At 49.9% G+C, this 12,527-nt stretch carries 14 protein-coding genes; all 14 read right to left on the reverse strand.

Annotated features, from left to right (window positions below; all coding sequences use genetic code 11):
- Positions 1 to 42: 42 nt before the first annotated feature.
- Complete coding sequence (locus tag FIT99_RS09365; RefSeq protein ID WP_140004041.1) at positions 43 to 1,587, reverse strand: cryptochrome/photolyase family protein; 1,545 nt, start codon at positions 1,585 to 1,587, stop codon at positions 43 to 45.
- Positions 1,584 to 1,745: a DUF2256 domain-containing protein gene (locus FIT99_RS09370; RefSeq protein WP_140004042.1), complete on the reverse strand. Its 162-nt coding sequence runs from the start codon at positions 1,743 to 1,745 to the stop codon at positions 1,584 to 1,586. Before FIT99_RS09370 ends, FIT99_RS09365 begins: the two co-directional genes overlap by 4 nt.
- Complete coding sequence (tpiA, locus tag FIT99_RS09375) at positions 1,742 to 2,572, reverse strand: triose-phosphate isomerase (RefSeq protein WP_140004043.1); 831 nt, start codon at positions 2,570 to 2,572, stop codon at positions 1,742 to 1,744. Before tpiA ends, FIT99_RS09370 begins: the two co-directional genes overlap by 4 nt.
- Before the next feature lie 72 nt (positions 2,573 to 2,644).
- On the reverse strand, positions 2,645 to 3,679 hold the full coding sequence (fba, locus tag FIT99_RS09380) for a class II fructose-bisphosphate aldolase (RefSeq protein ID WP_140004044.1): 1,035 nt from the start codon (positions 3,677 to 3,679) through the stop codon (positions 2,645 to 2,647).
- Positions 3,680 to 3,690: 11 nt separating this feature from the next.
- Positions 3,691 to 4,668 (reverse strand): class 1 fructose-bisphosphatase, encoded by a 978-nt coding sequence (locus tag FIT99_RS09385; RefSeq protein ID WP_140004045.1) that lies wholly within the window; start codon positions 4,666 to 4,668, stop codon positions 3,691 to 3,693.
- Positions 4,669 to 4,903: 235 nt separating this feature from the next.
- A complete protein-coding gene (locus FIT99_RS09390; RefSeq protein ID WP_140004046.1) occupies positions 4,904 to 5,692 on the reverse strand; it encodes a tRNA threonylcarbamoyladenosine dehydratase in 789 nt (262 codons plus the stop codon).
- On the reverse strand, positions 5,689 to 6,078 hold the full coding sequence (gene acpS, locus FIT99_RS09395; protein ID WP_140004047.1) for a holo-ACP synthase: 390 nt from the start codon (positions 6,076 to 6,078) through the stop codon (positions 5,689 to 5,691). Before acpS ends, FIT99_RS09390 begins: the two co-directional genes overlap by 4 nt.
- Positions 6,079 to 6,109: 31 nt before the next feature.
- Positions 6,110 to 6,838: a pyridoxine 5'-phosphate synthase gene (gene pdxJ, locus FIT99_RS09400; RefSeq protein WP_140004048.1), complete on the reverse strand. Its 729-nt coding sequence runs from the start codon at positions 6,836 to 6,838 to the stop codon at positions 6,110 to 6,112.
- A gap of 118 nt (positions 6,839 to 6,956) precedes the next feature.
- Positions 6,957 to 7,709 (reverse strand): DNA repair protein RecO, encoded by a 753-nt coding sequence (gene recO, locus FIT99_RS09405; RefSeq protein ID WP_140004049.1) that lies wholly within the window; start codon positions 7,707 to 7,709, stop codon positions 6,957 to 6,959.
- A gap of 27 nt (positions 7,710 to 7,736) precedes the next feature.
- Positions 7,737 to 8,639, reverse strand: coding sequence for a GTPase Era (gene era / locus FIT99_RS09410; RefSeq protein ID WP_140004050.1), 903 nt, complete (start codon positions 8,637 to 8,639; stop codon positions 7,737 to 7,739).
- Positions 8,636 to 9,307 (reverse strand): ribonuclease III, encoded by a 672-nt coding sequence (gene rnc, locus FIT99_RS09415; RefSeq protein ID WP_140004051.1) that lies wholly within the window; start codon positions 9,305 to 9,307, stop codon positions 8,636 to 8,638. The genes era and rnc overlap by 4 nt, the downstream gene beginning before the upstream one ends.
- Positions 9,308 to 9,317: 10 nt before the next feature.
- Complete coding sequence (locus FIT99_RS09420) at positions 9,318 to 9,671, reverse strand: DUF4845 domain-containing protein (protein WP_140004052.1); 354 nt, start codon at positions 9,669 to 9,671, stop codon at positions 9,318 to 9,320.
- A 49-nt stretch (positions 9,672 to 9,720) separates the two neighbouring features.
- Positions 9,721 to 10,536 carry a signal peptidase I gene (gene lepB, locus FIT99_RS09425; RefSeq protein WP_140004053.1) on the reverse strand — a complete coding sequence of 272 codons (816 nt, stop codon included), beginning with the start codon at positions 10,534 to 10,536 and terminating at the stop codon, positions 9,721 to 9,723.
- 36 nt (positions 10,537 to 10,572) lie between these two features.
- Complete coding sequence (lepA, locus tag FIT99_RS09430; RefSeq protein ID WP_140004054.1) at positions 10,573 to 12,366, reverse strand: translation elongation factor 4; 1,794 nt, start codon at positions 12,364 to 12,366, stop codon at positions 10,573 to 10,575.
- Positions 12,367 to 12,527 lie beyond the last annotated feature (161 nt).

The following is a 12,527-nucleotide window of genomic DNA, read 5'->3' on the forward strand; positions in this document are numbered from 1 at the left end:
GTGAGCCATTGTGACAGTTTTATGAAATTACACGATCAATACTTAGAGTTCGGCTAACTGTTGCAGACGCTGCTCGGCAAAAGTGGTGATGGCTAAACGATCTTCGGCAGCCATTTTGCTCACATGTTTCACCATTAAGCTGGTACGTGGATTGGCCGCCAGCATCGCCTCATGCCGAATTAAAAATGCCCAATATAGCGTGGTAAACGGACATGCCCGTTCCCCGGTTTTTTGCTTGGGGTCATAACGACAACCCGTACAATAGTTACTCATACGCTGAATGTAGGCACCACTAGCGATATAAGGCTTGCTGGTAAAGCGACCACCATTGGCGTAGAGCGCCATGCCTGCGACATTGGGTAGCTCGACCCATTCGACGGCATCGACATACACCGCCAAAAACCAGTCGGACACTTGTTGCGGCGACAACTCGGCTAAGGTCGAAAACAAACCGATCACCATGAGCCGCTGAATATGGTGCGCATACGCGGTACGCAAGGTTTGGCCGATCGATTGCGACAAACATTGCATATGTGTGTCACCGGTCCAAAACCAGTTCGGCAATGCCCGCTGGTGTTGAAAAAAATTGGCGGATTTAAGTGCTGGCATATCCAACCAATACACGCCCCGCACAAACTCCCGCCATCCCAAAATCTGCCGAATAAAGCCCTCAACGCTAAATAGCGGCGCTTGGCCAGCCAGATAGGCCTGTTCCGCAGCGGCAATCACTTCACGCGGATTGAGTAATTTAAGATTTAATGCAGAGGCGAGTAATGAATGCCACAAATAGGGGGTGTCTTGCCACATCGCATCTTGATATGGGCCAAATTGCGGTAACTTATGCGTAATAAAATGCGCAAGTAAGGTGAGTGCTTGCTCGCGGTTGACTGGCCAGACGAAAGGCGCCAATGCACCTGGATGATCGGCAAAACGCGTGCTTACCATGGCCATGACTTCTTGTGTAATCGCATCCGCTGCAAACACAGGCAAGCTTGGCAAATCCTGTGGGCCTTGTTTGCCTAGCGGTTGACGATTGTCGTGATCGTAGTTCCAGTCGCCGCCAGTTGGCGCGTCACCTTCCATCAGGATATTGTATTTTTTGCGCATGCCGCGATAAAAAAACTCCATGCGCAAAGTGCTATTTTTGTCGGCATATTTCGCAGCCCAGCGCTCGAACTGCTCAATGCTGCACATGAAATGCGTATCTGCACAGAGTTGCAACGGAATCTGATGTTGATCCGCCATTGCCCGCAGGTCTTGCAACACGCGCCAATCCCCGGGCTCACACACTTTGATCGCTTGCGGCGGATCGTTTTGTAGCATGGCATGCCAAACCGCTGCAAGGTCCGGGTAGTGATGTTGGTCAAGCGCATAATAGGTCAGGGGGAAATCTGCTGCGCGCAATGCCTGTGCAAAGTGGCGCATGGCCGACAAAAACAGCGTGATGCGTTGTTTATGCGACCAGACATGCGTCGACTCCTGCATGACCTCAGCCATCACGATATGGTCTTGGCTAGGGTCAAAGTCTGCTAAGGCGGGGTTATCCAGCGAGAGCTGGTCACCCAAAATGATCACCAAATGTCTCATGAGGTGCCTTTTGAAGGCGCGCGACGGCAGCGCTCAGAGCAATATTTGACCTGTTCCCAATTGTTGGCCCAGGCTTTGCGCCAGGTCATGGCTTTGCCGCATTGCTGGCAAAGTTTGCTTGGCAAGTGGCTTTTATTTCCTTTGAATGTCGTCGTCATGCCTCAAAGACTGGCAACGCTGGCGATGGTTCCTGTAAACCCGCTTTTTGCTGATAGCAACGACTGGCGGTTCTACAAATATCAACAAAATCTTCGGGCACTAAAGCCGCGCGACCCAATAAGCCACCGTCAATATCTGGCATGCTGAGCAAGCTGTGTGCATTTTTGGTGGTGACACTGCCACCATACACAATTCGAATTTGTTCAGAAAATTCACGGTCACGTTCAGCGATCATCATGCGGATAAACGCATGCATGCGTTGCGCCTGATCCGGGCTTGCATGCTCACCAGTGCCGATCGCCCACACTGGCTCATAGGCGATGACCATCTTGAATTTTTTTGCTAATGCAAACGCCTCATCATCAAGGCCATACACGACGTTGAGCATTTGATTACGCACAATCAGTTCTGCCATATCGCCGTCGCGCTCATCTTGTGTCTCACCGACACAGAAAATAGGCGTTAGGCCGGCATGCAAAGCATTCAGAAGCCGCTTGGTAGCGACTTGATTACTTTCGAGCTTGAGCGCGCGCCGCTCAGAATGGCCAATAATGGTATAAGTACAACCAAACTCGGCCACCATTTTGGCCGAAATACAAGATGTGAAGGCACCTTCAGTGAACTGGCTGACGTTTTGCGCGCCCCAAGCAATCGGCGAGTCTTGCAATAAGGCCTGTGCCTGATATAAATAGACATATGGCAAACACACTGCCGTTTCAACACCATCGAGATCATGCAATTCTTGCTTGAGTCGATTCAACAAACCTTGATTCTCTACTAATCCGCCGTGCAGCTTCCAGTTACCAACCACTAATTTTTGTCGCATGATGACTTTCCTTTTGCTCATGCCCCCTCGGTTTGTCGTTATTATTGATGACTTTGGTACAGAAATGGTCGGCTAATATAGCGCCGCCATTTTTTCGAGTGTCACCACTTTTATCTTGCTCGCTTGGCCCGCACTACCAAAGGCTTCAAAGCGTTCTTTACATAAGTGCTGCGCCGCTGTGGTCGCTTCTTTAAAATATTTGCGTGGGTCAAAGTCTTCTGGATGTTCCATCAAATGGGCACGGATCGCAGCAGTCATGGCCAAGCGGATGTCGGTATCGATATTCACTTTGCGTACACCATTTTTAATGCCTTCAACAATTTGCGACACCGGCACGCCATAGGTTTCTTTGATATTGCCTCCATAGTGACGGATTTGCTCTAATAAAGATTGCGGCACACTGGAGGAACCATGCATCACTAAATGCGTGTTTGGAATTTTGGCATGTATTTCACGGATACGTTCAATCGAAAGCGTGTCAGCTGAAGGCGGCCGGGTGAATTTATAAGCGCCATGACTGGTGCCGATGGCAATGGCGAGCGCGTCGACTTTCGTCGCCTCTACAAATGCAGCCGCCTCGTCCGGATCCGTCAACAACTGTGACTCATCCAGTTTGCCCTCCGCACCGACGCCATCCTCTTCGCCTGCCATACCGGTTTCCAGCGAACCTAACACCCCCAACTCTCCTTCTACCGAGACGCCTACCGCGTGTGCAAACTCGACCACCCGGCGTGTCACCTCAACGTTATATTCGTAACTGGCAGGGGTTTTGCCATCTTCCATCAGCGAACCGTCCATCATCACACTAGAAAAGCCACTCCGAATCGCCATCTGACAAACTTTAGGCGAGGCGCCATGATCCTGGTGCATGCAAATCGGAATATGTGGATATTGTTCGATGGCCGCTTCGACCATTTTGCGCAGAAATGACTCGCCGGCATAGCCGCGTGCGCCCGCAGACGCCTGTAAAATCACCGGGCTGTCTACCTCGTCTGCGGCTTTCATGATGGAGAGAATTTGCTCCATATTATTGATATTAAATGCGGGTAAGCCATAGCTGTGGTCCGCTGCGTGGTCGAGTAATTGTTTGAGCGAGATCAATGCCATGTGATACTCCTTTAATGTGAGGCTTGCTGATGGTAATCACGCAAGCGCTGGATTTCCTGTTTGGCCCCGAGCAACACCGGCACCCGTTGATGACAGCTCGTCGGTTGAATCGACAGAATATCGTCTAAGCCATCGATGCTCGCGCCACCTGCCTGCGTCACCAACAAACTCATTGGGTTTGCTTCGTACAGTAGCCTTAAACGGCCAGCCTTGACCGGTTGTTTAGTATCGCGCGGATAGAGAAACACCCCGCCGCGAGTCAGAATCCGGTGTACGTCCATCACCATACTCGCACACCAGCGCATATTAAAATCATGGCCGCGTGGTCCGTCCGCCCCGTGCAGGCATTCTGCAATATAACGCTGCATGGCGGGTTGCCAATAGCGCTGATTACTGGTGTTGATGGCAAACTCCGTGGTTTGATCCGCAATCTGTACCGTCTGTTGTGTGAGCGTAAATATTTGCTGTTGCGCATCGAGCGTGAATACGTGCGTGCCTTGACCCATAGTCAGCACCAGTAAGGTCGCCGGACCATACATCACATAAGCGGCGGCGCGTTGCGCTTGTCCGGGCTGTAAAAATGCCTGTTCTCCTAATCTGGACACCCCCGTATTCGGCAGGATTGAGAAAATACTGCCCACGACGCCATTGATCGCTAAATTGGATGAGCCATCTAATGGATCCATGCTGACCAAAAATGGTGCATCTAGGGTCTCAAATAGCACAGGCGCATCAACTTCTTCTGACAGCACGCCAGCGACGACAGTAGATGCACGTAGTTGCGCCAGCGCCAGATCATGACTAAGGATATCTAACTGCATCTGGGTTTCGCCCTGCACATTGGTGGTGGTCATTTTTTCAGTCACCCCGGCTAATGCGCCCTGTTTGACCAGACTTGCAATCTCAATGCCCGCCTCGGCGATATGGCTGATCAGGCTATTTAAGGCTTGATTGATAGACACCTGTTTCAAAAATACATCCAGTTGCATGGCAATGACCTTTGATCGGTAAAACAATAGTGAGAGAACACACTGTAAAGGATACAGCGAGGACGTGAATGCGGGATGACAGGCGCAAAAACAGTCTATTTAATGCCCTGCAAGTAACGCAGATCCGACTGATAACATGCAAGGTTTATGCCTGCATATACTAAGTGACGCCTAAATCGCCACATTGTTCAACCTTTTAAAGCCGTATGTGCGCCATCAAGCGAGGATCGACCGACTAAACACCGCTGATTAACTGGCGAATGGCTTGTTGAGCTGCGATAAACCCTGCACTTGCAGTGACACTGACGCTGGAGCCATAGCCGGCACAATGTAATCCTGTCAGCCCCGCCTGCGGTGTGTCACAAGCGGCTTCAGGACGCGCCACCGGCTCATCAGAATACACTGCAGCAATGCCAAATTTGGCGGACTTGTGATGGTCAGAGGCTTTGGCAAAGCCGTGATCGCGCCGCAATTGGGTACGCACCTTCGCCAGCATACGGTCGCCTTGCACATGCGCTAGATCAGCGAGGCGGAGCCGTGTGGCATCCAATTTACCGCCTGCACTGCCCACCATAATCAGAGCTCGTTGCTGCGCCCTGCAATAGGCTGCCAACGCTGTTTTAGCTTTGGTGTCATCCATACAATCCACCACCACATCCGGTTGCCCCGCCAACATCTGCGTCAGATTTTCTGCGGTCACAAAGTCCTCAATTTCAATCACTTCGCACCGCGGATGAATGGCCGCGATGCGCTCACGCATTGCCGTGACCTTGGCTTTACCTAACGTGCTGTCGAGCGCATGAATCTGCCGATTGATGTTTGACTCAGCAATATTATCCAAGTCAATTAAGGTTAACTTGCCGATCCCATTGCGCGCTAAAGCTTCGACGGTCCACGAGCCGACGCCACCGATGCCAATCACCAGCACATGGGCTTGTTGCAGACGCATGAATCCCGTCTCGCCATACAGGCGTCTTACCCCGCTGAAACGACGTTCGATGTCTACGGCGTCACCGGCGCTCATGCGGTTAGCGTCGTTTCCAATACCACATAGGCCAATGCTAGATTTTTTTCATCGCTGATGCTGATATGCGATTGGTAAATGTGATGTTGTTTGAGAAAGGCTTGCAAGGGCGGAGAAAGTTGCAACAATGGCCGGCCAAGCGCATCGTGGGTGACGGCAATATTTTGAAAACTGACATCACCGCGAATGCCAGTGCCCAGCGCTTTAGCAAAGGCTTCTTTGGCGGCAAAGCGTTTCGCCAAAAAACGGGCCTTTAATTTACTGTCGGCATAGTCGTCCCACTCACTCCGCGCCAGAATGCGTTTTGCGAAGCTTTCGCCAAACTGCTCCAAAGAGGCGTGAATTCGCTCGACCTCGACAATGTCAGTCCCTATGCCGTATATCATATCGCCCCCTAACAAAGAGATTGCAATCGCATCACTTGGGTGAAAAGGCTTTCATGAGGGCTTTCATCTCACGCACTGCACTATCCCAGCCCACAAATAAAGCATGCGCAACGATGGCGTGGCCGATATTCAGCTCTTCAAAGCCAGGCAAACGCGCAATATGATGCGCATTGTGATAATGCAAGCCATGACCCGCATTCACAATCAGTCCTGCCGCTTTGGCATGCTGCAGTGCCGTTTGAATTTTTTCAAGCTCGCTCAGTTGTGCCTTTTCAGTGTCTGCGTCGGCAAATGTGCCGGTATGTAGTTCAATCACCGGCGCGCCCATTTTAACTGCGGCATCAATTTGAGCAAGATCAGGTGCAATAAATAACGACACCCGAATGCCTTGCGCGGATAATTTTTTCACCGCATGCTCAACCTTGTTGTAGTGAGTCAATACATCCAACCCGCCCTCAGTGGTTCGCTCCTCGCGACGCTCAGGCACCAAGCACACATCTTGAGGATTCACCTGAATGGCAATATCAATCATTTCACCGGTCACTGCACACTCCAAATTCATTTTGGTTTGCAGCAGCGGACGCAGAGCAAAAATGTCTGCGTCTTGCATGTGGCGACGATCCTCGCGCAAATGCAAGGTGATGCTATCGGCACCCGACTGTTCAGCGCGCAGGGCCGCCTGAACCACGCTCGGATACTTTGTACCACGCGCCTGACGGATGGTAGCCACATGATCAATATTGACGCCTAGTTTTAACATAGCTTTCTTCGTAGTGAGGGAAATGTCTGTATTTTAACTGTTGGCAGGGCCAAACCGAAGGGATCGTGCAAAAAATAAGCCCGCGCTGAGCGTAAAAACATGGCGGGGCTTGTACCCACTAAAATCCTTGTAGATCGACCAATAATTGCCGGGTATGCAATGGCTTGTCGCCCAGATAATGTTGCAGCAAATAGCGCATTAATTGCTTGCTTTGCGACTGCGTCGTGACACTATTGTAATTGCCTCGCGCCATTTCAAGCAGCGTGGCCCCTTGGATCACCACACCATGTTTGGTAGCTGAGGGCGCGCACGCTCCATAGTCAGCTTCAAATCGATAGGTTTCATCCGCATGAATGATTTCACCATGCTCATCATGCGTGAGCGGCACCGCATAGCCCAACTCTTGCAGCATTTTAAGTTCAAACCGACGCATGATTTCGGCCAATGGGGCATTGCCGGCATCGTGCTGCAAGGTAGAAAGTAATTGTATCGTTTGTGCGTAATACTCAAATAAGCGCGCATGCGGATCATCGCGTGGCAGGAGACGCAACAGCAGTTCATTCATGTAAAAACCGCACATCAGGGCGTCGCCCTTGAGTAGCGTGAGACCAGTCATCCACTCCAAGGCATGCAAGGTTTTGAGTTCGTTTTTACCCGACCAAGTACCCGCGAGCTGCTGAAACGACTGCAACATGCCGCGCATCGCAGACAGTGGCCGTCTGGCCCCTTTTGCCACCGCAGCCACTCGGCCAAGATCGTGGCTGAACATTTCAACCACCAAACTGGTTTCTTTGAAAGGATAGCTATGTAGAATAAATACCGGTTGCTGAGACTGCTTATAGCCACCGGTATCCGAAGGTTTTACTGCCATGAGAATGCCAGCAATCAGTGAATAAGATTAGAAGCCCAGACTTTTCAATGCGCGCGCATCATCTGCCCAGCCACCTTTAACCTTGACCCAGGTCTCGAGATACACCTTAGAACCAAACAGCTTCTCCATGTCCTGACGGGCTTCGGTTGAGATTTGCTTGAGTTTCTCGCCGCCTTTGCCGATGATCATTGGTTTTTGGCTATCTTTATCCACAATAATCGCAGCAAAAATACGGCGTAGATTTTTCACGGTTTCGAATTTTTCAATTTCAACAGTCACCGAGTACGGCACCTCATCGCCTAACAAGCGGAAGATCTTTTCGCGCACCAGTTCTGCTGCCAAAAAACGTTCATTTTTATCGGTCAACTCATCTTCGGCATACATCGCTGGCTGTTGTGGCAAATGCGCGCGGATGGCAGACAGTAGTTCATCTAAGTAGAGACTCTTTTTAGCACTGACTGGAATAATACCGGCAAACTCAAACAGCAAATCAAAGTCCTGAATCAAAGGCAGCAAATTGCCTTTATCTCCCATCAGATCTGCTTTATTCACCACCAATAACACCGGTTTATTCTTAGGCAATAATTTAAGCACCAGTTCATCCGCTTCGCCTAATTTCATGGGCTCAATAACAAATAACACCACATCTACCTCGGTCAACACTTGGGTAACCGTTTTGTTGAGTGTTTTATTCAACGCGTTAATGTGTTTTTGTTGAAACCCTGGGGTATCCACAAACAAAAACTGGGTGTCGTCAGTGGTGTGAATGCCGAGCAATCGATGGCGCGTCGTTTGCGCTTTGCGCGACGTAATCGCCAGCTTCATGCCTAAAATATGGTTTAACAATGTGGATTTACCCACATTTGGGCGCCCAACGATGGCGACGGTACCACAACGAAAATCGTCTGCGGCGGGTATATGATCTGTCATGTTTGAATCTCATCCATGGCCAATTTGGCCGCTTGTTGCTCCGCCACACGGCGACTGGTGCCCACCCCGGTGGTGGTCAACATGAGTTTTTTAATAAAGCATTGCACAGTAAAGGTCTGCGCATGCGCCTCACCTTCAATCGAAATCACCTGATACTCTGGTAAATCCATTTTTTTGCTTTGCAGATATTCTTGTAATTGTGACTTGGCGTCTTTGTCTATCGACGTTGGATCAATCGTATGTAGCTTATCGCGATAGAGCAATGAGACGACTTTTTGTGCTGCGTCAAAGCCACCATCGAGATAGACGGCGCCTACAATTGCTTCTAGCGCATCGGCCAGAATAGATGGACGGCGCCAGCCAGCGCTTTTCATCTCGCCTTCACCAAGTTTCAGCGCATCGCCCAAATGCAGATCAGCAGCAATTTCTGCCAAACTGGCTTCTCTGACTAACTTCGCACGCAAACGACTTAAATCGCCCTCTGGTGAGTGCGGAAATAAATTGAACAGTTGGTGCGCGATAATAAAGTTAAGTACGCTATCGCCCAAAAATTCCAGTCGCTCGTTATTGGTCGCCGAAAAACTGCGGTGTGTCAGCGCCTGTTGCAGCAATGCAGGCTGCGTAAAATCGTAGCCAATTCTGGTTTGTAATACTGGAAGTGCGTTCATGAATGGGCCATTAAGGTTTGCTGGCGGCATCAAAGTCAATCAGCAGCGTCATGCTGTCTGTCAGCGCGAGTTTTTTCTGATAACGCACTGACACCGATCCACTCCCAATGTCTAAATCGCGACCAGTGACGTCACGAATGCTATCCACTTGCATTTGACGATCAAACGCAGTGCGAATCTGACTATCGTTTTGCAGCATAGGATCATGCGCTATGCGATTCACGGTTGCTTGGATTGAAAAATATTCGACGTAGGCAGGTAATGCTTTTAAAGCCACCGTACCCAAGATGCCAAATGCCGTCAACACCAGCAAAAAGCCGATTAAACCGATACCATATTGGTGGAAACGCTTTGCGTGTGTCATCGTACTATTTCCTCAAAAATAAGTCGTTTCGACACGGCTCACCGTGCACTTAACCAATACTTTGCCCGATCCGGCGCCATTGGTCAAAATTAAACCAGATAAAAAACGCTTTACCGACCAGATGTTTTTCAGCCACAAACCCCCAGACGCGGCTGTCAGAGCTGTTGTCGCGGTTATCCCCCATGGCAAAGTACTCGCCAGCAGGCACGGTAATGGTCTCCCCTTGCATCAGGCGATCTCCCGGGCTACCTGGGCTATATTGATTCATGATGTCATGAATCAATACATCATGCTTGACGCCACCCAATTGCTCATTCAAGCGTGAAGCGGTCACATCAACCGCCCGCGCATTGCCGCTTTCATCATTCACATTGAGCGCGTATTGATAGGGTTGTACAAAATCAAGATTGATGACTTTGCCATTAATCGTAAGTTGCTTGTCACGATACTGAATTTTGTCGCCGGGCAAGCCAACCACGCGTTTGATATAGTCAATCGTGGTATCAGGCGGATAATGAAACACAAACACATCACCACGCTGCGGCAAACTCACCGGATAAAAAACCTTGTTCAAAATTGGCACACGTAAACCATAGGTGAACTTGTTCACCAGAATATAATCCCCCGCCAGCAAAGTTGGCATCATCGACCCAGAAGGAATCTTAAATGGCTCGACCACAAAAGAGCGCACCGTAAACACCAGCAAAATCACTGGGAAAAAACTTTTACTGTATTCGACGTACCATGGATCTGCCACTTCTCCCAGCGCACCGGCTTGACGTTGTTTGCGTAAGACCAAAATGTCTAGCAGCCAGATCACGCCCGAGACTAGCAAAATCACCAACATAAAAATTGCAAAATACATGCTTGTTTCCTGAGTAAGCTATGTCACTAGCTGTGACTATTTATCTTCTACACGCAAAATAGCAAGGAAGGCTTCTTGTGGAATCTCCACGTTACCCACTTGCTTCATACGCTTTTTACCTTCTTTTTGTTTTTCCAGCAACTTACGTTTACGCGTAATATCGCCGCCATAACATTTAGCAATCACGTTTTTACGCATGGCTTTAACCGTTTCGCGAGCAATAATATTGGCCCCAATAGAGGCTTGGATTGCAATGTCAAACATCTGGCGCGGAATCAATTCGCGCATTTTAGATACCAGCTCGCGGCCACGGTAAAGGCTGTTGGCACGATGCACAATCAAACTCAACGCATCTACGCGCTCACCATTGACCATGATATCCAGTTTGACTAGGTCTGCGGCACGAAACTCGAGAAACTCGTAGTCCATGGAAGCATAGCCACGCGAGACTGATTTTAATTTGTCAAAGAAATCGAGCACCACTTCGTTGAGTGGCATTTCGTAGCTCAACATGACCTGCCGGCCCATGTATTGCATGTTGCGTTGGATACCGCGCTTGTTATTACATAGGGTCATCACTGGCCCCACATAGTCTTGTGGCATCAATAAATTCACCACAATCATCGGCTCGCGAATCTCTTCGACACGCGACGGCTCTGGCAGGCGGGAAGGGTTTTCGATCTGCACCACTTCACCGGTTCTAAGCAACAGTTCATAGATCACGGTTGGCGCCGTGGTAATCAGGTCCATGTCGTACTCGCGCTCTAGGCGCTCTTGTACGATCTCCATGTGCAATAAACCCAGAAAACCACAACGGAATCCAAAACCCAGTGCGGTGGAATTTTCTGGCTCAAATTGCAAACTCGAATCATTCAGGCTGAGCTTTTCTAGGGCGGTACGCAAGGCTTCAAACTGGTTAGATTCAACCGGATATAGGCCAGCAAACACCTGCGGCTTCACCTCTTTAAATCCAGGCAATGCTGCCGCGGCCGGCCGACCAGCCAAGGTGACCGTGTCGCCTACTTTTGCAGCCGCTAACTCTTTAATGCCCGCGATGATAAACCCAACTTCGCCCGCGCTCAATTGAGTGCGTTGTAACGACTTTGGCGTAAACACACCCACTTGCTCACACAAATACTCGGCGCCGGTCGCCATTAAGCGAATTTTCTCTTTCGCGCGCAGCACACCATCCACCACACGCACCAACATCACCACACCGACATAATTATCAAACCAAGCATCAATCACTAATGCCTTCAACGGCGCGTCCACATCGCCCACCGGCGGCGGCACTTTGGCGACCACTTCTTCAAGCACGTCACGCACACCTTCACCTGTTTTAGCCGAGCAGCGGACAGCATCGGTCGCATCCACCCCAATTACGTCTTCAATCTCTTGCGACACCCGAACTGGATCGGCGGAAGGCAAATCAATCTTGTTGAGCACCGGCGTCACTTCTACCCCGAGATCAATTGCGGTATAACAGTTAGCCACGCTTTGCGCCTCAACCCCTTGCGAGGCATCCACCACTAAAAGCGCGCCTTCACAAGCCGACAAAGACCGACTGACTTCGTAGCTAAAATCCACATGGCCGGGAGTATCAATCAAATTCAGCTGATAGATTTCGCCATTGTTGGCCTTGTATTGCAAGGCAGCGGTTTGCGCTTTGATGGTAATGCCGCGCTCACGCTCGATATCCATGCTATCTAGCACTTGCGCTTCCATCTCGCGCGCCTCAAGACCACCGCATAATTGAATAATGCGGTCTGCTAGGGTTGATTTGCCGTGATCAATGTGCGCGATGATCGAAAAATTACGGATATTTTTCATGTTGTATTGTGGGTTAGTGACAAGCAAGAAAGGCGCTTGAAGCGCCTTTCAAATGGGCTGTATTTTACAGCAAATGTATGAATATCAGTGATTTATTTTGTCATCGCATCCTTGCGGCAGCGCTCAATTTTAACAAGCAAAAAAACAAAAAGACAGCTACA

Origin of the sequence: Methylophilus medardicus, assembly GCF_006363955.1 — a bacterium.
Classification (GTDB): Bacteria; Pseudomonadota; Gammaproteobacteria; order Burkholderiales; family Methylophilaceae; genus Methylophilus; species Methylophilus medardensis.

Excerpts from the sequence above, each read along its gene's own strand:
- FIT99_RS09365 (WP_140004041.1), bottom strand. The coding sequence starts at position 1,587 with ATGAGACATTTGGTGATCATTTTGGGTGACCAGCTCTCGCTGGATAAC.
- FIT99_RS09370 (WP_140004042.1), bottom strand. The coding sequence starts at position 1,745 with ATGACGACGACATTCAAAGGAAATAAAAGCCACTTGCCAAGCAAACTT.
- tpiA (WP_140004043.1), bottom strand. The coding sequence starts at position 2,572 with ATGCGACAAAAATTAGTGGTTGGTAACTGGAAGCTGCACGGCGGATTA.
- fba (WP_140004044.1), bottom strand. The coding sequence starts at position 3,679 with ATGGCATTGATCTCGCTCAAACAATTACTCGACCACGCAGCGGACCAC.
- FIT99_RS09385 (WP_140004045.1), bottom strand. The coding sequence starts at position 4,668 with ATGCAACTGGATGTATTTTTGAAACAGGTGTCTATCAATCAAGCCTTA.
- FIT99_RS09390 (WP_140004046.1), bottom strand. The coding sequence starts at position 5,692 with ATGAGCGCCGGTGACGCCGTAGACATCGAACGTCGTTTCAGCGGGGTA.
- acpS (WP_140004047.1), bottom strand. The coding sequence starts at position 6,078 with ATGATATACGGCATAGGGACTGACATTGTCGAGGTCGAGCGAATTCAC.
- pdxJ (WP_140004048.1), bottom strand. The coding sequence starts at position 6,838 with ATGTTAAAACTAGGCGTCAATATTGATCATGTGGCTACCATCCGTCAG.
- recO (WP_140004049.1), bottom strand. The coding sequence starts at position 7,709 with ATGGCAGTAAAACCTTCGGATACCGGTGGCTATAAGCAGTCTCAGCAA.
- era (WP_140004050.1), bottom strand. The coding sequence starts at position 8,639 with ATGACAGATCATATACCCGCCGCAGACGATTTTCGTTGTGGTACCGTC.
- rnc (WP_140004051.1), bottom strand. The coding sequence starts at position 9,307 with ATGAACGCACTTCCAGTATTACAAACCAGAATTGGCTACGATTTTACG.
- FIT99_RS09420 (WP_140004052.1), bottom strand. The coding sequence starts at position 9,671 with ATGACACACGCAAAGCGTTTCCACCAATATGGTATCGGTTTAATCGGC.
- lepB (WP_140004053.1), bottom strand. The coding sequence starts at position 10,536 with ATGTATTTTGCAATTTTTATGTTGGTGATTTTGCTAGTCTCGGGCGTG.
- lepA (WP_140004054.1), bottom strand. The coding sequence starts at position 12,366 with ATGAAAAATATCCGTAATTTTTCGATCATCGCGCACATTGATCACGGC.